General features: G+C 70.1%; 19 protein-coding genes. 11 read left to right on the top strand and 8 right to left on the bottom strand.

Features of this window, described 5'->3' with window-relative positions:
- The first annotated feature begins 373 nt into the window (after positions 1-373).
- Positions 374-1,633, top strand: a complete 1,260-nt coding sequence (locus VT85_RS00285; protein WP_068409125.1) for an argininosuccinate synthase — start codon at positions 374-376, stop codon at positions 1,631-1,633.
- Between the two features lie 57 nt (positions 1,634-1,690).
- Here the strand turns inward: VT85_RS00285 and VT85_RS29565 are convergent, their stop codons facing one another.
- Both VT85_RS29565 and VT85_RS00280 read right to left on the bottom strand, forming a co-directional pair.
- Positions 1,691-1,822: a hypothetical protein gene (locus tag VT85_RS29565; protein WP_255376966.1), complete on the bottom strand. Its 132-nt coding sequence runs from the start codon at positions 1,820-1,822 to the stop codon at positions 1,691-1,693.
- A 92-nt stretch (positions 1,823-1,914) separates the two neighbouring features.
- The gene (locus tag VT85_RS00280) at positions 1,915-2,676 is read right to left on the bottom strand and encodes a hypothetical protein (protein WP_068409123.1); all 762 of its coding nucleotides are present in this window, start codon (positions 2,674-2,676) and stop codon (positions 1,915-1,917) included.
- A gap of 247 nt (positions 2,677-2,923) precedes the next feature.
- On the opposite strand from VT85_RS00280, the gene VT85_RS00275 reads away from it, so the two are divergent.
- The 7 genes from VT85_RS00275 to VT85_RS00245 all read left to right on the top strand — a co-directional run bounded on the left by VT85_RS00275 (position 2,924) and on the right by VT85_RS00245 (position 9,720).
- Positions 2,924-3,187 carry a hypothetical protein gene (locus VT85_RS00275; protein ID WP_068409121.1) on the top strand — a complete coding sequence of 88 codons (264 nt, stop codon included), beginning with the start codon at positions 2,924-2,926 and terminating at the stop codon, positions 3,185-3,187.
- 3 nt (positions 3,188-3,190) lie between these two features.
- Positions 3,191-4,660 (top strand): hypothetical protein, encoded by a 1,470-nt coding sequence (locus tag VT85_RS00270; protein WP_068409119.1) that lies wholly within the window; start codon positions 3,191-3,193, stop codon positions 4,658-4,660.
- Positions 4,661-4,965: 305 nt separating this feature from the next.
- Positions 4,966-6,228 carry an ergothioneine biosynthesis protein EgtB gene (gene egtB / locus VT85_RS00265; protein ID WP_068409118.1) on the top strand — a complete coding sequence of 421 codons (1,263 nt, stop codon included), beginning with the start codon at positions 4,966-4,968 and terminating at the stop codon, positions 6,226-6,228.
- On the top strand, positions 6,225-7,178 hold the full coding sequence (gene egtD / locus VT85_RS00260) for an L-histidine N(alpha)-methyltransferase (protein WP_068409117.1): 954 nt from the start codon (positions 6,225-6,227) through the stop codon (positions 7,176-7,178). Before egtB ends, egtD begins: the two co-directional genes overlap by 4 nt.
- A 27-nt stretch (positions 7,179-7,205) precedes the next feature.
- Positions 7,206-7,487 (top strand): DUF427 domain-containing protein, encoded by a 282-nt coding sequence (locus tag VT85_RS00255; RefSeq protein WP_068409116.1) that lies wholly within the window; start codon positions 7,206-7,208, stop codon positions 7,485-7,487.
- Positions 7,487-8,224, top strand: a complete 738-nt coding sequence (locus VT85_RS00250) for an ATP-binding cassette domain-containing protein (RefSeq protein ID WP_068409115.1) — start codon at positions 7,487-7,489, stop codon at positions 8,222-8,224. Before VT85_RS00255 ends, VT85_RS00250 begins: the two co-directional genes overlap by 1 nt.
- Positions 8,221-9,720, top strand: a complete 1,500-nt coding sequence (locus tag VT85_RS00245; protein ID WP_068409113.1) for a glycine betaine ABC transporter substrate-binding protein — start codon at positions 8,221-8,223, stop codon at positions 9,718-9,720. The genes VT85_RS00250 and VT85_RS00245 overlap by 4 nt, the downstream gene beginning before the upstream one ends.
- A gap of 11 nt (positions 9,721-9,731) precedes the next feature.
- On the opposite strand, the gene VT85_RS00240 is transcribed toward VT85_RS00245, so the two are convergent.
- The 3 genes from VT85_RS00240 to VT85_RS00225 all read right to left on the bottom strand — a co-directional run bounded on the left by VT85_RS00240 (position 9,732) and on the right by VT85_RS00225 (position 11,701).
- Entirely contained in the window at positions 9,732-10,127 is a 396-nt protein-coding gene (locus VT85_RS00240; protein WP_197491009.1) for a very short patch repair endonuclease, read from the bottom strand.
- Positions 10,093-11,343, bottom strand: a complete 1,251-nt coding sequence (locus tag VT85_RS26360) for a DNA cytosine methyltransferase (protein WP_197491008.1) — start codon at positions 11,341-11,343, stop codon at positions 10,093-10,095. The genes VT85_RS00240 and VT85_RS26360 overlap by 35 nt, the downstream gene beginning before the upstream one ends.
- 70 nt (positions 11,344-11,413) lie before the next feature.
- Positions 11,414-11,701 carry a hypothetical protein gene (locus VT85_RS00225; protein ID WP_068409103.1) on the bottom strand — a complete coding sequence of 96 codons (288 nt, stop codon included), beginning with the start codon at positions 11,699-11,701 and terminating at the stop codon, positions 11,414-11,416.
- A gap of 118 nt (positions 11,702-11,819) precedes the next feature.
- Here VT85_RS00225 and VT85_RS00220 point away from each other — a divergent pair, with 118 nt between their 5' ends.
- The 3 genes from VT85_RS00220 (at position 11,820) to VT85_RS00210 (ending at position 14,302) form a co-directional block, all read left to right on the top strand.
- Entirely contained in the window at positions 11,820-12,278 is a 459-nt protein-coding gene (locus tag VT85_RS00220) for a hypothetical protein (RefSeq protein WP_068409100.1), read from the top strand.
- Between the two features lie 469 nt (positions 12,279-12,747).
- Positions 12,748-13,407, top strand: coding sequence for a hypothetical protein (locus VT85_RS00215; RefSeq protein ID WP_156512585.1), 660 nt, complete (start codon positions 12,748-12,750; stop codon positions 13,405-13,407).
- 250 nt (positions 13,408-13,657) lie between these two features.
- On the top strand, positions 13,658-14,302 hold the full coding sequence (locus VT85_RS00210) for an FtsB family cell division protein (protein ID WP_156512584.1): 645 nt from the start codon (positions 13,658-13,660) through the stop codon (positions 14,300-14,302).
- Positions 14,303-14,502: 200 nt separating this feature from the next.
- On the opposite strand, the gene VT85_RS00205 is transcribed toward VT85_RS00210, so the two are convergent.
- The 3 genes from VT85_RS00205 to VT85_RS00195 form a co-directional block, all read right to left on the bottom strand.
- The gene (locus VT85_RS00205) at positions 14,503-15,495 is read right to left on the bottom strand and encodes a WD40 repeat domain-containing protein (protein WP_082858241.1); all 993 of its coding nucleotides are present in this window, start codon (positions 15,493-15,495) and stop codon (positions 14,503-14,505) included.
- 233 nt (positions 15,496-15,728) lie between these two features.
- Positions 15,729-17,207, bottom strand: a complete 1,479-nt coding sequence (locus VT85_RS00200) for a sigma-54-dependent transcriptional regulator (protein WP_068409090.1) — start codon at positions 17,205-17,207, stop codon at positions 15,729-15,731.
- A gap of 43 nt (positions 17,208-17,250) precedes the next feature.
- On the bottom strand, positions 17,251-18,579 hold the full coding sequence (locus VT85_RS00195) for an ATP-binding protein (protein ID WP_197491007.1): 1,329 nt from the start codon (positions 18,577-18,579) through the stop codon (positions 17,251-17,253).
- Between the last annotated feature and the right edge of the window lie 24 nt (positions 18,580-18,603).

Below are 18,603 nucleotides of genomic sequence, written 5' to 3'. Positions count from 1 at the left end.
CTCGGCGCGGGTGGGGAGGCGGTCGGCGCCGGCCTCGCGTTCGACGCGTACGGCGTCGTCCGGCTTTGGTGAACCCGTTCGCGAGCGTCGCCGTCGCCTGAAGCGTCGGGTCGGGCTGGGGTGACGTGATCGCGAGGGGGGGTCGTTTTCGAGGACGCCCGGACGATCGTCGCTCGGAGTGCGGCCGGTCGGCTGGGCCGGCCCGTCGGAACGGGTTTGTCAAACCGGGGGCCGGGCGAAATAATGGGAGCCTGGCCGGGTTCCGTTCGGGTGGGGGTGCGCGCGGGTGCGGCGGCCCGAGACCGAGGGCCGGCGCGGGTTCCGTTTCCTACCTCGTCCTCAGCTTCAGCCCCAGAGAAAAGAGCATATAGCCGTGGCGCGTGAGAAGATCGTCCTCGCCTACAGCGGCGGCCTCGATACGTCGGTGGCCGTCAAGTGGATCAACGAAACGTACGACATGGACGTCATCGCCTACACCTGCGACCTCGGGCAGGGGCAGGACATCCATGCGATCCGCGACAAGGCGCTGCGCACCGGCGCCGTCGAGGCGGTCGCCGAGGACGCCCGCAACCTCTTCATCGACTACTTCGTCTGGCCCTCGCTGATGGCCGGCGCCCTCTACGAGGGCAAGTACCCGCTGGCCACGGCGCTGGGGCGGCCGCTGATCGCCCAGCTGATGGTGCGCGTGGCGCGCGAGCATGGCGCGACGGCCGTCGCCCACGGCTGCACCGGCAAGGGGAACGACCAGGTCCGGTTCGACGTCACCTTCCAGACCCTCGCCCCGGACCTCAAGATCGTGGCCCCGGTCCGCGAGTGGAAGTGGACCCGGACCCAGGAGCTGGAGTACGCCGCCAAGCACGGCATCGAGGTCGAGGCGACCAAGAAGTCGATCTTCAGCACCGACCAGAACCTCTGGGGCCGCTCCATCGAGGCCGGCATCCTGGAAGACCCCTGGGTCGAGCCCCCCGCCGAAACCTTCCAGTGGACCACCGACCCCAAGGACGCCCCCGACGAGCCCGAGGAGGTCGAGATCACCTTCGAGCAGGGCCGCCCGGTCGCCTGGAACGGCAAGGAGATGGACGGCATCGAGCTGATCGAGGCCGCCAACAAGACCGCCGGCAAGCACGGCGTCGGCCGGATCGACCACATCGAGAACCGCCTGGTCGGCATCAAGTCGCGCGAGATCTACGAGGCCCCGGGCGCGATCCTCCTGAACGAGGCCCACAAGGAGCTGGAGTTCCTCACGCTCTCGAAGGAATCCCAGCGGTTCAAGACCCTGGTCAGCCAGACCTACGCCGACCTGATCTACAACGGCCTCTGGTTCAGCCAGCTCCACCAGGACCTGATGGCGTTCACGGTCTCCAACCAGCAGTACGTCTCGGGCGTGGTCCGGATGAAGCTGTACAAGGGGGGCCTGATCGTCGTCGGCCGCAAGAGTCCGCACAGCCTCTACCGCCACGAGCTGGCGACCTACGAGGAAGGCGACCAGTACGACGCCACCGCCGCCATGGGCTTCATCAAGATCCACGGCCTCGGCCAGACCACCCAGGCCAAGCACCAGCTCCTCAACGCCAAGGCCGGCGGCCCGCGCCTCGAACTCCCCAGCATCATCCCCCCCAGCAACACCAAGTGACGTGGACGGCCCGAATCGCCCCCCCGCGATCGCCCGCGGGCGGGGGCGACGGGACGTTCAGCGGCCCTGGGCGCGGAAGTAGGCGATCCAGTCCTTGCCCGTCTCCTTGGTCAAGCCCTCGAGCGCCGCGTCGATCCTCGGGCGGGCGGGGGTGCCGGCCTTCTCGCGTTCCGCCCCGCGACGCGCCATGCGCTCGGTCTCGCCGGTCCACTCCCCGGTGGAAAATCCGCGTGAGAGCGCGGCCAGATACCAGACGCGGGCGTCGTCGGGCCGGGCGGCCGTCAGGCCCTGGAAGGCGTCGAAGGCCTCGCGATATCGACGCTGCCGGAAATCCGCCAGGCCGGGCTCGATCGCCGAGTCGGCCGAGCCTTCGGCCTCGGGACGCCCCCCCCGACGCTTTCGGGCGCCGTCCCGCCGTCGGCCCTCGCAGACGTCGACGACTTCTGAAGCTCGGCCACGAGCCCCCGCACCTCGTCGAGCGACTCGCGGTTGGCCTTGATCTCCCGGCGGTTCGCGTCCACTTCGGCGGGGATCTCGTCCAGCTTGCGGGCGAGGGAATCGACGGCCGACGTGGCGGCCTCGACCTTGTCGACCCGCTCCATCAGCGGTCCGAAGTCGGGCATCGGCGACGTGACCTTCGCGTCCTGATCCCGTCGCAGGCCCTCGACCCGCTCGGAGAGGTCGTCGAGCCGAGCGGCCAGGGCGGTCGCGGCCTGCCCCGTCGCCTCGTCCGTCGCGCTCGCGGCACTCTCCGCGACGGGGGGCCGAGGCGCCAGGAAGCTCGTGTAGGCCCAGGCCCCGGCACCGCCCATCAGGAGCGAGAGCGCCGCGCACATCGCCAGGCCGGCGAGGCCGATCCCGGCGGAAGGGCCGACCTCCGGCCCGTCGACCTGGCGAGGTCCGGACGGCCATATGGCCCCACGCGTGGGCTCCTCGGATCGCGCCGGATCGGTCGGCTCGTTGACCAGGAACTCCCCGCCCACGGCCGACTCGTCTTCAAGGCCGCGATCGTGTCCGTCCGTCGTCCCATCATGCGGCGTCATCGTTCTCGGCTCCCATCGGGCCTCTCGACTCCCCTCTCATTTCAACGGGGGACGAGCCCGATTCTGATCAAGCGAACATCGTGCCGTTCCGGACGAAATGGGGCCGAATGGCTCATTTCCCAGGGATTTCGCCGAGACCGCGGTGTCCTCGCGACGCACATTAATGGACCCGCCCTTGAATCCTACGACAACTGTGAGACAATGGTCTCGTCAGCAAATCCGGCCCCTTTCCTTCAGGAGTCTCGCCATGGCGCGCTTGCGGATCTTGCTCATGGGCCTGGTGCTGGTCGGCCTTGGGGGGCGGGCGGGGGCCTGCCTGAACGACAGCGAGCTGAAGACGCACGAGCGGGAGTTCCGCTCGCAGTATGGCGAGTGGGTGGGGCCGGACGAGGGGGCGGGGGAGGGGGCGATCCGCCGGGCCCTGCGGCATGACGTGCTGCTCGGGGGCGGGGCGGCCTTGCTCGTGGGGGCGTTCGTGGTGGCTTCGAGGCGCGACCGGGCGAGGGCCTGAACCATGAGCGCGACTCGACGCGTCGCCCTGACGGCGCTGGCGATGACGGCGGGCTGGTGCGTCGGCTGGCTGGTCGGGGCGATCGGGAACCTTCCGGCGTCGTTCGATTCGTCGAACTACCCGTTCCTGGCCCGGTCCTATCCGCCGCCGCATCACGTCCCGAAGTACGAGGGGGGCGTGGCCTTCCGGTTCGCGATGGCCCACGACGTGATCCACGAGCGGTTCGCCAAACACGGCCCCGCCTACTATCGGGAGCGGGATCGGCTGGCTCGCGAGAAGCTCGCGGACTTGCCGGCCGACGACCCCTCGGCCTTCGACCTGACGGACGACCTGGGCGTGGGTCTCGACCGGCTGGGACGGTCGGACGAGGCCGTCGCGGCGATGCGCGAGAAGCTCGCCCGACAGGAGGCGAAGGGCTTGCAAGGCCGCGACCTCTACACGTCATACGCGAACCTTGGGACGTTCCTGATCCACGGCAGCTTCAAGCAGGCCGCCGCGGGCGACGCCTCGGCCCGCGAGCGGTTCGGCGAGGGCGTCGGGTTCATCCGCAAGTCCGTGGAGGTGAACCCCGAGGCCCACTTCGGACGCGAACAGTGGCAGGCCGCGATCGCCGAATTCTTGCTCGCCACCATGGACGATCCGGCGCTCCTGAAGACGTACGACTGCCTCGGCAATCGGCTCGACCTCGGGACCCGCCAGATCCTCGATCGCGAGAACAACTGGGTCGAGACGGCCTACGGCCGCCCCTACGACGTGGCGTTCAGCAAGGGCGAGTCCCCGTCGAGCCCCGGCTCGGTCCGCGATCAGATCACGAAGGTCGGGGCCGAGACGGGATGGCTAGGCGTCCCGCTCCCCTCGCATCGCGCGCCGGTCGCGTTCGACGAGCCGACGCTGGGGATCATCGGCATGTGGCGGCAAGGGGGCGGGGCCAACCCCCACTTCGCCCTGGCGCTGGGCGAGACCATGCTTCGCGTCGGCCAGCGGTCGATCGCCTGGACGGCCTTCGAGCGCGCCATTCGGCTGGCCGACCGCTACTCGACCGACCCGGCCATCCAGGAGTTCCTGCGCGAACATTGTCGGAAGCGTCAGGCCCAGATCGAGGAGACGCTGACGTCCGACCCGGCCCGAGTGGCGCGCCTGCTCCCCCAGTTCGAAGCCGAGCTGGCCTACGGCCAGGGCTATCAGAAGGACTACCAGGAGTTCGAGGCGGCGAAGATCGCGGCTGGAGCGTCGATCGAAGACGACCATTTCCTCGACGACTTCCCGCGGCGCAACGAGTCGATCGCCTCGCGCAGCGGCGCGGAGGAAGCGTTCGCCCGAGTCGACCGGAAGGACATGAACACTTATATCGCCGCCGACATCCAGGCCAAGGCCCTGTTGGGGGCCGGCCTGGCCGCGATCGCGACGGCCGTCTTCCTGCGCTGGAAGTCTCGCCGACGCGCCGGGAAGGCGCGCACTTCGGCCGTGGCGTAACGGTGTCATCCTGCTCCCCTTGTGGGAGAAGCGATGACGTCGACAGTCTCCCACCCCCGTAATCGAGCCTGAAAGTGTGCTTCGGCGGAGCGCGCGATGGGTGAAGGGGGATCGTCGGCGGCCTTGCGAAACTTGCCGTTCGAATGGACCGAACCTAAAATCGCTTCGGTCCAACACGAGCAGTCGTTCGGCTTGAGATATGCATCATTCAGGACAGGCCGATCTGGACGCACGATCCGAGCCTCTGTCCCGACCTTGGTGCGATCGGCCCCCGCGACACCGAGTCCGACACCCGTGGAGACGAGATGTCCGACCTGCCTTCCGATTCTTCGGCTCGTCCCGCGCTGGCGGCCCGCTATCGCGAGGTCCGTAGCCGCAGTGAGGAACTGTGCACGACGTTGGAGCCGGAGGATTATCAGCTCCAGTCGATGCCCGATTGCAGCCCGCCCAAGTGGCACCTGGCGCACTCGGCCTGGTTCTTCGAGACGTTTCTGCTCGTGCCGCACGCGCCGGGGTATCGCGTGCATCACCCTCGGTACGGCTTCCTGTTCAACTCCTATTACGACTCGATCGGCGATCGCTGGGCCCGCCCCGCCCGAGGATTGCTGTCGCGTCCCACGGTCGCCGAGGTGTACGCCTACCGCCGCGCGGTCGACGAGGGGATGCTCGGTCTCATCGAGTCGGCCGACGACCAGGTCCTGGGCGTAATTGCGCCTCTCGTCGAGATCGGCCTGAATCACGAAGAACAACACCAGGAGTTGTTGCTCACCGACCTGAAACACGCGTTCGGCCTGAACCCGCTGCGGCCCTGCTACGCCCCGGCGGTTGATGTGGAGGCCGTCGACCCGAGCCCCCTGGGATGGGAGCCGCACCAGGGGGGCGTGCGCTGGATCGGTCATGAGGGGCCTGGCTTCACGTTCGACAACGAGGGGCCTAGGCATCGCGAGTACGTCGCCGCGTTCGCGCTGGCCTCGCGTCCGGTGAACAACGGCGAGTATCTGGCGTTCATCGAGGACGGCGGCTACGACCGGCCCGAGTTGTGGCTCTCCGACGGATGGGCCGCCGGCCGCGACGCCGGTTGGTCGGCGCCCTTGCACTGGCACCGCGACGGCCCCGGCCACGTGCTGTTCACGCTTCGGGGGATGCGGCCCCTGGACCCGGCCGAGACCGTCTGCCACCTGAGCTATTACGAGGCCGACGCCTACGCCCGATGGGCCGGAGCCCGGCTGCCGACCGAGGCCGAGTGGGAGACTGCGTCCCGCTCGCGGCCGGTGGAAGGGAACTTCCTGGACTCGGGCCGGCTCCACCCGACGACCGCCGGGGGCTCGTTCTATGGCGACGTATGGGTGTGGACCTCCAGCCCGTACGCGGCCTATCGGGGGTATCGGCCCGCCGCCGGGGCGCTCGGCGAATACAACGGGAAGTTCATGTGCAACCAGATGGTGCTGCGAGGCGGCTCGTGCGTCACTCCGCCGGGGCACGTCCGGCCGACTTACCGCAATTTCTTCCCGCCCCACGCCCGCTGGCAATTCTCGGGACTCCGACTCGCGAAGGACCTCTCCGAATGATGATCGACACCCGACTCGCGACGGCCGCCGACCGCCGCTTCCGGGCCGACGTGCTCGCCGGCCTGGCGCTTCCCCGGAAACGCCTGCCTTCCAAGTACTTCTACGACGCCGTCGGCTCGCGGCTGTTCGAACGCATCACCGAGTTGCCCGAGTACTATCCCACGCGGACCGAGCTGAGCATCATGCACCGGCATGCCGACGCGATGGCCGCGCGCTGCGGCCCGCGCTGCCTGCTGATCGAGCTGGGCGCCGGTGCTCTCACCAAGGTGCGTCTGCTGCTCGACCGCCTTGACGCCCCGGCCGGCTTCGTCCCCGTGGACGTCTCCGGCGAGCACCTCCGCGAAGCCGCCGCGACCCTGGCCGACGACTACCCCGCGCTGGACGTGGAGCCGGTCGTCGCCGACTTCACCGCCCCGTTCGCGGTCCCCGAGGCGGCGACGGCCGAGCGGAAGGTCGTGTACTTCCCCGGATCGACCCTCGGCAACTTCGATCCCCAGGAGGCCGACGACCTGCTGCGGCGGATCGCCAGGATCGTCGGACCCGGCGGCGGCCTGCTTCTGGGGGTCGACCTGCGCAAGGATCCGGCCGTCCTGGAGCGCGCCTACGACGACGCGGCCGGGGTCACGGCGGCGTTCAATCGCAACCTGCTGGCGCGGATCGACCGCGAGCTGGGGGGGGACTTCGACGCGGAGTCGTTCCGCCACGTCGCGTTCTACGACCATGAGAAGTCCCGGGTCGAGATGCACCTGGTGACCGACCGCGAGCGCCGGGTGCGAGTCAGGGCCTCGACCTTCGACTTCCTCGCCGGCGAGTCGATCCACACCGAGAATTCCCACAAGTACGACATCTCCGAGCTGGCCGCCCGCGCCCAGGCGTGCGGGCTCCGCCTGGACGAATCCTGGACCGACGCGCGAGACTACTTCGCGGTCCTGTACCTGACCGCGGCCTGAAACCCGCCCCTCTCTGGAGATCACTGGATGAAGGCGACGTGGAACGGCACCGTCCTGGCTGAATCCGACAAGACCGTTACGGTCGAGGGAAACCACTACTTCCCTCCCGACTCGATCAAGCAGGAGTACTTCAAGCCGAGCGACACGCACACGACCTGCCCCTGGAAGGGGGTCGCCAGCTATTACAGCGTCGAAGTGGACGGCGATCGGAACGCGGACGCCGCGTGGTACTACCCGAAGCCGAAGGAGGCCGCCGCCGAGATCGCCGGCCACGTCGCCTTCTGGAAGGGCGTGACGGTGTCGACCTGATGTTCACGCTCCGCGACGTCGAGAAGGTGTACGCGGGGCGCCCGGCGCTCGGCCCGATCTCGCTGAAACTCCCCCCCAATCGGACGACGGTGTTGATCGGCCCCAGCGGTTGCGGCAAGTCCACCCTGCTGCGGCTCCTCATCGGCCTGGCCGGGCCGCACTCGGGCGAGGTCTCGTTCGACGGCGAGCCGGTCGCGCCGAGCACCGCCCGATCGGTCCGGCTGCGGGTGGGGTACGTCATCCAGGACGGCGGCCTCTTCCCGCACCTGACCGCACGCGCGAACGTCACCCTGATGGCCCGCCATCTCGGCCGTGACCGCGACGCGATCGCCGCGCGCGTGGACGAACTGGCCGCGCTGACCCGGTTCCCGGGCGACGGTCTGGACCGCTACCCCGGCGAGCTTTCCGGCGGCCAGCGCCAGCGCGTGGGGCTGATGCGCGCCCTGATGCTGGAACCGGACGCGCTCCTGCTCGACGAGCCGCTCGGCGCACTCGACCCGCTCGTCCGCGCCGACCTCCAGGAGGAGCTTCGCGAGATCTTCCGCACGCTCCGCAAGACGGTCGTTCTTGTGACCCACGACCTGGGCGAAGCGACGTTCTTCGCCGACCGCGTCGTGCTTTTGCGCGACGGCCGGATCGTCCAGGAAGGGAGCCCCGCCGATCTCTGGCACCGCCCCGCCGACCCCTTCGTCACCCGCTTCGTGCGGGCCCAGCGCGGGCCGGAGGTGCCCGCATGAGGCGCCCGCATGGCTTCTTTTTGACGGCCTGCCTGCTGATCACGGGGCTGACGATCGCCCCCGGCTGCTCCCGCTCCGAGAAGGGAGTGGTGATCGGCGCGAAGAAGTTCACGGAGTCGGTGATCCTCGCGGAGATGGGGGTGGCCCTCGCGCGTGACGCCGGGGCCGAGGCCCGTCGCGACGACCTGGGCGGCACGCCGGCGCTCTGGCTGGCGCTGACGCAGGGGGATATCGACGCCTACCCCGAGTACACCGGGACCATCACGCGGCAGATCCTCAAAGCCGAGCCGCCCGACCTCGACGCGGCCCTGGCCGAGCGCGGCGTCCGCCTGAGCCGGCCGCTGGGCTTCCGCAACAACTACGCGCTCGGCATGCGCAAGGACGTCGCCGCCGCGCTGGGCGTCACCAAAACGTCCGACCTCCGCAACCACCCCGAGCTGCGCTGCGGCTTCATCCACGAGTTCCTCGACCGGCCCGACGGCTGGCCCGGCGTGAAGGCGCGCTACAACCTCCCCCAGACGAACGTGCAGGGGATGAACCATACGCTCGCCTATCGCGGCGTGGTGGAGAAGGCGCTCGACGTCACCGAGGTCTACACCACCGACGGCGAGATCGCCCAGTACGATCTCCTGGTGCTCCCCGACGACCTGGACTTCTTCCCCTCATACGAGGCGGTCTGGCTCTACCGCGCCGACCTGGGCGAGCGTTTCCCGAAGGTCGTCGACCGCCTCCGCCGCCTGGAGGGGAACCTCACCGAGCCCGAGATGCAGCGAATGAACGCCGCCGTGCAAGGCGACAAGCGCGACGAGGCCCAGGTCGCGGGCGAGTTCCTGCGGTCGAAACTGGGCGTGGACGCGGTCGAGTCGACCGAGGGGACCCTGGTCGGCCGGGTGCTGGAGACGACGGGCGAGCACCTGCTGCTGGTCGTGCCGTCGCTCCTGGCGGCGATCGCGATCGCGGTGCCGCTGGGGATCGTCGCCGCACGCAAGCCGAGGCTGGGCCGGTTCGTACTGGGGGCCGTGGGCCTGCTCCAGACGATCCCGTCGCTGGCGCTTTTGCTGTTCATGATCCCGGTGATGATGTGGCTGATCGGCCGGGGCACCGGCGCGCCGCCGGCCGTCGCCGCCTTGACGCTCTACAGCCTGCTCCCCATCGTCCGCAACACCCACGCCGGGCTGACGGGCGTCCCCCGGCCGCTCCGCGAGTCGGCCGAGGCGCTTGGGCTCCCTCCCTGGGCGATCCTCCGACGGGTGGAGCTGCCGCTGGCCGCCCCGACGATCCTGGCGGGCGTGCGCACGGCCGCCGTGATCAACGTCGGCACCGCGACGCTCGGCGGCTTCATCGGAGCCGGCGGCTACGGCCGGCCGATCCTCCGCGGCATCGACAAGTTCGACGTCCCCCTGATGCTCGAAGGCGCCATCCCCGCCGCGCTCCTCGCCGTGGCCATCGAGGCCCTCTTCGGCCTGATCGAACGCGCCGTCTCCCGCCGGGACTGAGGGGCTTCGGATCACGAGGGCGCTCCACCTTGCCGGGCCTTCGCCCGCTCCAGCAGGACGCGGACGCGGTCGACGGAGGCGTCAAGGTTCTTCTCGACGTCGTGGCCCCAGAGGCGGAGGACGGCCCAGCCCTGGCGGCGGAGGAGCGCGAAGTTGCGGCGGTCGCGGGCGCGGTTGCGCTCGATCTTGGCCTGCCAGAACGGCGAGAGCTTGTGCTTCCAGAGCGGGTAGCGCCAGCCGTGCCAGAAGTCGCCGTCGACGAACACGACGACGCGCGCCCTGGTGAACACGAAATCAGGCTTGCCGGGCAAGAGCTTGTAATTACGTCGATACCGCCAGCCCAGGCGGTGGAAGGCCGAGGAAACCTTCCGTTCAAGCGACGTGTTCTTGCCTTTGACCGCCTGCATCGTCCGCCGACGTTGCTCGGGCGTCAGGTTGTCGGCCACCGGGCGTCCTCCGCAGCTCCGCGATCCCCGCCGCGACCGGCGACAGGACGTGGCGGTCGATCCATTGTACGGCCGGCACGCAGACCGCGTCGCCGAACCCGAACAGGTTCTGGATCGTGTTCGCGACCAGCGGGAAATCCGGCGCCCCCTGGAGCCGGGCGTACTCCCGGGGCGACATCCAGCGCATCCGAAGTCGGCCCGCTTCCACCACGATCACGATCTGCTTCGCGCTGCCGCCTCGGGGCGTGCGCAGGCAGCCGGCGACGCCGTCGAAGCGGACCTCGGCGCGGGTGCGGCCGTCGCGCTTGCGGCGGTAGATCGTGCCGATGAACGTCTCGCCGGACGAGACCATCGCGTCGACCCGTTCGCGGTGACGGTCGTGCATCATGTCGCGATGTTTGGAAACCGCCGCGGCGTCCCACCAATCCTGGGCGTCGTCGCGGTCGATCACCTCGGCGACGTCCGGAGGCTTGACCCCCGGCGCGGGGACGTCGAAGGCGATCCAGCCGGTCGGCAGGTCGATCGCGCGCATCAGCTCGATCAGCTTCCGAGGGCGGATGCGACGGTCGGCCGATTCGAGCCGCTCCTCCCAGGCGTCGACGATCCAGCCCGACTCGGCCCTGCGCACCGCCCCAGGCGGGTCGAGATCCGCGCGCACGCCGACGACGAACACGCGAGGCCGGCTCTGGGGGACGAACATCGCGGCATCGAGCGTGAAGGCGTCCAGCCGGTAACCCAGGCCCGCGAGCGCCCTGGCGGCGGCCTCGAAATCCTTGCCGCCGGACGAGGTCAGGAATCCGGTCACGTTCTCCAGCAAGACCAGGCGGGGGCAGCGCTCGGCCAGCGTCTCCATCGCCCGGACGAAGCCGAAGAAGGTCGACGAGTGCGTCCCCTCGAACCCCCGACCATTCCCGGCCAGCGACAGGTCGACGCAGGGGAAGGAGGCGGTCGCCAGCAGGGGACTCCCCTCGATCCGCGACACCACCTCGGGCGTCTCCCAGACGTCCCCCAGGTGGAAATGCCCCTCGTCGCCGAACCGGCCGAGGTAGAGCCCCTGCTTCTTGGGGTCGACGTCGTTCGCATAAACGCACGACCACCCCGACGCCCCGAGCGCCTCGCGCACCAGGCCGATCCCGGCGAAGAATTCGCAGAACGTCTTGTCCGCCGCATCGCTCATGCCGGGCCCGTCCCTTCGTCGCGACAAGCCTATCATACGGACGGACGGTCGGAGAGCCGCGAGGGTCGCCTCAGCCCGGGCGCCGCGCGTCTTCCAGGCTGGGCTCGTCGAAGGTCCAGCGGGCCTCGATGGGCTCGTCCAGGTCGTCGAACCTCACCTTCGCGACGGGCGCGATGCGGACGCCCTGCTTCCGCAGCAGATAGGCGACGAGGCGACGGTCCCAGCCGAGCTTGTGGAGGACGAACCCGACGAGGAGCGCGACCACGGCGAACGTCGCCAGGACGACGGCCAGGAACGCGACGAACACCATCGCGACGATCAGTACGAGCAGGTGGATGAACCAGATGATCGGCGGCATCGCTTCACCTCGGGGCAGGGCAGGGGGGCGATCCAGTCGCCGCCTCGACCTATCCTATACGGGGACCGAGAACGCGACCATCGCGATCGCACAACGGGGCGCGACGAGGAGGATTCGGATGAGACTCGACTTGATACGGACGGCCTGCCGGATGACGACGCTCGCGGCCGCCCTGCTCCCCCTCGGCTGCGGGGATCTCGAGGCGTATCCGGGGCCCGAGTACGCGTTTCAGGCGACGTTCGGGGCCTTCCCCTCGTCGTCGGTTCGGAACCTCCAGGGAGAGGGGCGGGCGTTCCGCGACAGCGGCCACGTTTACCTGAAATTCGAGGTTCCCCAGGGGACGCTCCAGGCGATGCTCGGCGGCGGCTTCACGCCCCTGAGCGCGGAAGCGTTCGCGAAGGAGACGACCGGAGCCGCGATCTACGGCCCCAGGCCGGGCTGGTGGATGCCGCTCCCCGGCTCGACGGTCCTGCTGGAGTCGAAGCGCTTCCACCCCACCTTTTCCACGGGGGAGGCGTTCGCCGCGTATGAACCGGCGACGTCCACCGCGTACCTCTACTGGAGCGGCATGGATTGAGGCGTGCCCGTCTTCATCGCGCGGTCGATTCGGGGTTGACCATCCTGGGGGTTCGCAACAGAATGCGGCCTCAGGTTGCTGGAGCCTGGAACATCTAGGAATGTACGTCTTGTCGTCAGGTTCTGTGTGATTTGAGGCCGGCTCGCCGTCGAAGGCGGGAGGCCGCATCACTGCGACGCGTTTCGCCGTGGGTCGAGAGACCCGCGCGGGACGGCGGTGGGCGGTCGGCCCCGCGCTCCCGTCCGGAGCGGGATGCGATCATTGAGGATCGCGTCCCGGATTCGGTCCAAACGGGGAGGTGGTCGAGGTGGGACTCTCAAGCTTCATGAGAACGATCGGTTCTCGACCCGGGAAAACTCGCCGATATCTCCGGAATTCCGGGGGGCGGGCTTCGCGGCGAGGAAGAACGAGGTCGATCGGATCTCCAGACATCGCCGACAACGTCCAGCTATCAAGGAGGATACGCGCCGTGACGCGTCCTGGATTCACCCCGACGGCAGTACTAGCGGCCACCGTGCTGCTCGGGCTCGGAGCCTGGGCCCCGACGGCGAGCGCCGCCGCGATCAACCCCAACGGCACGACGGCGACCGCCTATTATCGGCTCACGGCCGACGCCGGACTCCCCGAGCCCGCCTCCGACATCGCCGGCCCCCAGGTCGTGGCCCTGGTCTCGCCCGCCGGCGGCGTGGTCCCCCCGATCAACGCGGCCGGCGAACAGGGGAGCCCGCTGACCATCCTCGGCGACTCCCACGGCTTCGACGCCGACCAGCTCGTCGTGGCCCTCAAGGATTCCACGAACGAGGCCGGCACGCCCGAACAGCTCCTGGGCCTGGTCTTCTTCGGCCAGGGCCTCCAGCCCGGCGGCGTCCTGCACTTCGCTCTGAGCATCGACAAGGCCCTGGCCGACAACCCGCCCAAGCTGACCTCGTCGACCCCCGGCGTGAGCATCACCGCGATCACCCAGACGGACCCGACGCCCGACCCCGGGACCGGTCCCGACCCCGTCGACCCGGCCCCGAACGTGCCGGAACCGGTGGGCCTCCTCCTCTGGTCGGCCGCCGGCGGCGCCATCGTCTTCCGCACCCGGTCGCGAGCCCGCGCCCGTCGTCTCCAGAACGCCTCGGCCTGATCGATCGGAACGCGCCCGGGCCCGGCGTCCGCGCCGGGCCTCGCCCCGCTTCGAATCAACCAACCTCCCGCGAACGCATGTTGTTTTTTCGCACGGGGCCGGGCCCGCGAACCCCCTCCGGAACCACCCGATCGAAAAAGCCTTCTGGTCGAAGCCGAACAAATCCCTCATAATGGCTCGACCTGGCGCTTGCGTTGAAGCCGACTGGCTTGCATGACCGCTTGCTCTACACCCGGGATCGAGTCAAGCCATGAACGAACCCCCACCAGACTCCCAGGCGGTCTGCCCCTTCTGCTCGACCCCACTCCGCAAGGATCCCGAATCCGCGGCCGGAATCACGGCCTGCGGTCGCTGCGGTTGGACGAACCGCCCGGCGTCGTCGTCCCCGCCTCCGACGACCGCGTCAGGTTCCGGGTCGGGCGTCTATGCGATGGTGGGGCCGTTCCGCCCGGAGGGGGCCGGACACGTCGAGGTTTCCTGCCCGGAATGCGGCGCGGGGCTCCGCGTGCGCGACAAGTACGTCGGGCGACACGTCCGCTGCGGGGGCTGTCGCGCGAAGTTCCTGGTGGAGCCCGCGACCCTGGATCTCGCCGCCGCCGCCACCACGCCCGACCCCGACGACCCGTGGCAAGGCCGCGCCGAGGTGTTGAGGCTCCTGGACGAGGTCGCCGCTCTCCGGGATCGCAACCAGCGTCTCCAGGACGAAGTCGCCAGGCTCGAACGCGAGCGCGACGCCGCGACCCGAGAACTCGGCCGGATCCGCTCCGAGGCCGAGTCCGCCCGCGCCAGGTCCGGCCGGGAACGGTTCCGTCCCGACCCTGACGACGCCGACGAGGACGATCCCGCCGCCACCTTCACGTTCCTCAACGGCGTCGTGCGATCCCCCCGCGCCTAGATCCTCCCTCGCGAACGAAAGAAACGCCGACGGCTTCCGTGACGGCCCCTTCGCATGGGAGAGGGGGGCGGGCACGAGAGGCCGTCGGCGTCTCGATCGGTCGGGCTTGAGGGTCCCCTCATCCAGCCTTCAGGGGCTTCCTCGCGGGGGGGCGGGGAAGGGGAGAGGGAAGGCCGGATGAGGGGAGGATTCGCGTCGGCTCAGTCTTCCTGAGCGTCGGGGACGGCCCAGAGGCGGACGGAGCCGTCGAGGGAGCCGGAGGCGAGGGTGCGGCCGTCCGGGGAGAAGGCGACGGAGTAGACGTTGCCGGCGTGGCCTTCGAGGACGGTGCGGCAGCGGCCGGTTTCGAGGTCCCACAGCCGGATCGTGCGGTCGTGGCTGCCGCTCGCGAGGAGGGGCTCGGTGGGCGAGAACGCCAGCGCGGCGACCCATCCGGCGTGGCCGGCGAAGTCGTTCAGGCAGACGCCCCGCTCGACGTCCCAGAGCCGGATCATGCGGTCGAAGCCGCCGGTGGCCAGCAGGGGGGCGATCGGGGAGAAGGTGGTGGCGGCGACGCCGTAGTCGTGGCCGACCAGCCGGTGGGCGCAGGTCGGCGTGGGGCTGGTGACGTCCCACAGCTTGACCTCGCCGCGGCGGTCCTCGGCGGCCGGGTCGGCCATGGCCGGGACGACGCCCGACCCGGCGGCCAGGAGGCGGCCGTCCGGCGAATAGGCGACCGACCAGACCGGCGCGGCGTGCTCGGGCAGGCTCACGCGCTCGGCGCCGTCGGAGACGTTCCAGAGCGTGACCGTGCGGTCCTCGCCGCCGGAGGTCGCCAGGGTCAGGCCGTCGGGGCTGAACGCCATCGCGTCGAGCTTGCCCGAGACCCGCAGCAGGCGGCGGCTGCGCTTGGCGTCGGCTTCCCAGAGGGTCACCGCGCCGAACGGCAGGCCGTCCCAGCCGGCGCCGAGGCCGGCGATCGTGCGACCGTCGGGGCTGAACGCGACGGCCTCGACCTCGTCCCACTTGCCGCGCACGGCTCGCATCAACTTCGGCGCGGCTTCGCCTTCGCGAAGCTCCCAGATCTTGACCAGGCCGTCCCATCCGCCGCTGACCAGCGATCGACCATCCGGCGAGAAGGCGACCGACGTTACCACGTCGCTATGCTTCGCCAACCCACCACGCATCGGCTTCGTATCCATCGATAACGTCATCTCGAACCCTCCCCCCTTGGTATGTCGCACGGCCGTCGATGCGCGGTCGGACTCGACCGGACTATCTCCATCTGCATCGTCGCGAGAGACATCTATATCAATTGCCGTGCCAAGGCGGCCGAGAGGGGGCGTGAGGGTCCGTAGACCGCTCCAGGCAGTGACGGCGCGCGATATTTCGCGCCCGTGCGGGCCTCGGTCGGCGCGGTCGTCTCGAAGGGAGGGGTGGGCGTCGGTCAACCGGCCTGGTCGTCTCCAGACCAGACCGAGCGCTCGATTCGAAGGCCCAGGGCGCGGATCTTGGTGCGGAGGCTGCCTCGGGTGATCCCCAGGATCCGCGCCGCACGCACCTGATTCCCCTCGGTCTCGCGGAGGACGCGGGTCAGGAGGGTTCGTTCCATCAGGGCGAGGGCCTCCGCGTGGAGGTCTTCCGACCCTTCGCGCAGCCTCGTCTCGATGAACCCTTCCCAGTCGACGGCCGGCTCGGCGGCCTCGCCGTCGCCGAGGCCGTCGGCGACGGCGCCCGCCTCGCCGGCCGGGGGTTCGCCGGATCGGATCGCTTCGGGCAGGAAATCGGGCAGGAGGAGGGGTCCCTGCGCCTGGAGCAGGGACCACTTGATCATGCTTTGAAGCTCGCGGATGTTCCCGGGCCAGGGGTAGCGGCGCATGAGTTCGAGGGCCTCGGGGGAGGCGTGGACCACCTCCTTGTGCAGCTCCGGGCTGAACCGGCGGAGGAAGTGGTCGACCAGCAGCGGCAGGTCCTCGATCCGATGGCGAAGCGGGGGCAGGGCGATGGTGAAGACGCTCAGGCGATAGTAGAGGTCCTCGCGGAACACGCCCGAAGCCGCCAGCTTGGGGAGGTCGCGATTGGTCGCGGCGATCACCCGGACGTTCGACCGGATCATGGCGTTGCCGCCGACGCGCTCGAAGGTGCCGTCCTGGAGCACGCGGAGGACCTTGGCCTGGGTCAGCGGGGTCATGTCGCCGATCTCGTCCAGGAACAGGGTGCCGCCGTTGCACTGCTCGAACTTGCCGATGCGGGTGCGGTCGGCGCCCGTGAAGGCGCCCCGCTCGTGGCCGAACAGCTCGCTCTCCAGGAGCGCCTCGGGGATGGCGGCGCAGTTGACGGCCAGGAACGGCTCGGCGGCGCGTCGGCTGTGCTGGTAGATGGCCCGGGCGATCAGCTCCTTGCCGGTGCCGCTCTCGCCCAGGATCAGGACGGCGAGGTCCTGGGGGGCGACGCGGCCGATCGCCTTGTAGACCTCCTGCATGGCCGGCGAGCGGCCCACGAGGACGTCGGCGCGGTCGGTCGGCGGGGCGTCCCCCGCGACCAGGGCCGGCTCTCGGCTGAGCCGGGAGATCTCCGCGGCGCGGCCGACCAGCTCGCGGACCCGGGCGAGCTGCAAGGGCTTCAGCAGGTAGTCGTACGCCCCCTCCTTCATCGCCTCGATGGCCGATTCGGTCGTGCCGTGACCGGTGATGAACAGGACCGGAATCCGCGCGTCGATCCGCCGGATCTTGCGGAAGACGTCCATCCCGCCCATGTCCGGGAGGTTCAGGTCCAGGACGATCACGTCCGGGCGGGCCAGCTCCGCCAGGGCCAGCCCCTGCGTGCCGGTGGCCGCCGCCGCGACCTCGTACTCGGGCGACTGGAAGGCCCGGCGGAAGGCGTGGAGGATCGAGGGCTCGTCGTCGATCACCAGGATGGAGGCCACGGCTAGGTTCCTTTGGTCGGTGCGCCGATCCGATCCGGCCCGGTCACGCTCGGGAGGACGGGCCGCCGAGGATCCGCGAGGGACCCGGGAGGCGGAGCACGAAACGGGCGCCCGCGCCTTCGGGTTGGTTGGAGGCCACCAGGCTGCCGCCGTGGTCGCGGGCGATCCGCTCGGAGATCGCCAGGCCCAAGCCCAGGCCGGCCTCCTTGCTGGTGAAGAACGGCTCGAAGAGGCGCGGCAGGGCGTCGGGCTGGACCCCCGGCCCGGTGTCGTCCACGGTGAGCTCGACGAAGCCGTCGGGCGCGCGCGACACGGTCGTCGTCAGCCGGCCGCCGCGAGGCATGGCGTCCAGGGCGTTCATCGTCAGGTTCATCAGGACCCGGCCGATCTGCTCGGCGTCGGCCTGGACCTGGATCGGCTCCTCCGGGCGGACCAGCTTGATCTCGACCCGATGCTTGGCCGCACGGCCCTGGAGCAGGGCCAGGGTCTCGGCGGCGACGGCGCCCAGGTCGATCCGCCGCCCTTCCGGCCGCGAGGGCCGGGCGAAGTCGATGAACGCCTTGAGACGCTCCTCCATCCGGGCGATCTCGCGCTCGATGACCTGCAAGTCCTCGGCGGGGAGGCCCTCCTCCTCGGCCTTCTCCCGCTGGAGCTGCACCAGCATGGAGATCGCGGTGAGGGGGTTGCGAAGCTCATGGGCCATGCCGGCGGCCATCCGGCCCGCGGCGGCCAGCTCCTCGGCGTGGATCATGGCCCGCTCCAGGCCGGTGGCCGCGGAGTAGCCGAAGAACAGGCCCGCGATCGTGGCCAGGCCCCCCACGCCGGCGAGCCACCAGGCCGTCCACGAGGCCGTGCGGTGCATCGCCGCCAGCGACCGCGCCGTCGCCTCGGCGATCTCGGCGTCCAGATCGCGGGCCGCCTCGCGGACGTCGGTCTCCAGGATCGTCAGCGCGGCGCGGCCGGGCGGAAGCCCCCCGGCGACTCGGTCGTCGGCCTCGGCCTCGGCGGCGACGGTCTCCCGGTAGCGCCGGAAGCCGTTCTCCAGCCGGTCCACGATCCTCACCGCCTCGGGGCGGTTCACCGTGACGTCGGATTCGACCAGGAGCTGGCGGACGTCCTCGTGCAGGGCCGCGACCCGAGCCCGGCCCCGCCCCGAGTCGTCGCCGAGCAGCCCGATCTCGATCAGCTCGCTGAGGTCCTTCAGCAGGCCGTCGACGAGCCGTCGCCCGTGCAGGTCGGCCTCCAGCGCCCGGACCGTCGCCGCCTGCCGCCAGCCCAGGTAGACCGCCGCCGCCGCGCACGACGTCAGGAAGAGGAGGCTCGCCACCAAGGAAGGCCACGCGATCCGGAACAAGAGTCTTCGCGTCAGCACGCCTCGCCCCCCTGGCTCGTTCGC

The sequence above is a fragment of the Planctomyces sp. SH-PL62 genome, assembly GCF_001610895.1.
Lineage (GTDB): Bacteria > Planctomycetota > Planctomycetia > Isosphaerales > Isosphaeraceae > Paludisphaera.
This window is presented reverse-complemented; position numbering and strand designations above follow the sequence as displayed.

Bases quoted from the DNA above. Each gene is read 5' to 3' on its own strand.
- VT85_RS00280 (WP_068409123.1), bottom strand. From the start codon at position 2,676: ATGACGCCGCATGATGGGACGACGGACGGACACGATCGCGGCCTTGAA.
- VT85_RS00255 (WP_068409116.1), top strand. From the start codon at position 7,206: ATGAAGGCGACGTGGAACGGCACCGTCCTGGCTGAATCCGACAAGACC.
- VT85_RS00240 (WP_197491009.1), bottom strand. From the start codon at position 10,127: ATGCAGGCGGTCAAAGGCAAGAACACGTCGCTTGAACGGAAGGTTTCC.
- VT85_RS00210 (WP_156512584.1), top strand. From the start codon at position 13,658: ATGAACGAACCCCCACCAGACTCCCAGGCGGTCTGCCCCTTCTGCTCG.
- VT85_RS00270 (WP_068409119.1), top strand. From the start codon at position 3,191: ATGAGCGCGACTCGACGCGTCGCCCTGACGGCGCTGGCGATGACGGCG.
- VT85_RS00250 (WP_068409115.1), top strand. From the start codon at position 7,487: ATGTTCACGCTCCGCGACGTCGAGAAGGTGTACGCGGGGCGCCCGGCG.
- VT85_RS00245 (WP_068409113.1), top strand. From the start codon at position 8,221: ATGAGGCGCCCGCATGGCTTCTTTTTGACGGCCTGCCTGCTGATCACG.
- VT85_RS00225 (WP_068409103.1), bottom strand. From the start codon at position 11,701: ATGCCGCCGATCATCTGGTTCATCCACCTGCTCGTACTGATCGTCGCG.
- VT85_RS00275 (WP_068409121.1), top strand. From the start codon at position 2,924: ATGGCGCGCTTGCGGATCTTGCTCATGGGCCTGGTGCTGGTCGGCCTT.
- egtD (WP_068409117.1), top strand. From the start codon at position 6,225: ATGATGATCGACACCCGACTCGCGACGGCCGCCGACCGCCGCTTCCGG.
- egtB (WP_068409118.1), top strand. From the start codon at position 4,966: ATGTCCGACCTGCCTTCCGATTCTTCGGCTCGTCCCGCGCTGGCGGCC.
- VT85_RS00205 (WP_082858241.1), bottom strand. From the start codon at position 15,495: ATGACGTTATCGATGGATACGAAGCCGATGCGTGGTGGGTTGGCGAAG.
- VT85_RS00220 (WP_068409100.1), top strand. From the start codon at position 11,820: ATGAGACTCGACTTGATACGGACGGCCTGCCGGATGACGACGCTCGCG.
- VT85_RS26360 (WP_197491008.1), bottom strand. From the start codon at position 11,343: ATGAGCGATGCGGCGGACAAGACGTTCTGCGAATTCTTCGCCGGGATC.
- VT85_RS29565 (WP_255376966.1), bottom strand. From the start codon at position 1,822: ATGGCGCGTCGCGGGGCGGAACGCGAGAAGGCCGGCACCCCCGCCCGC.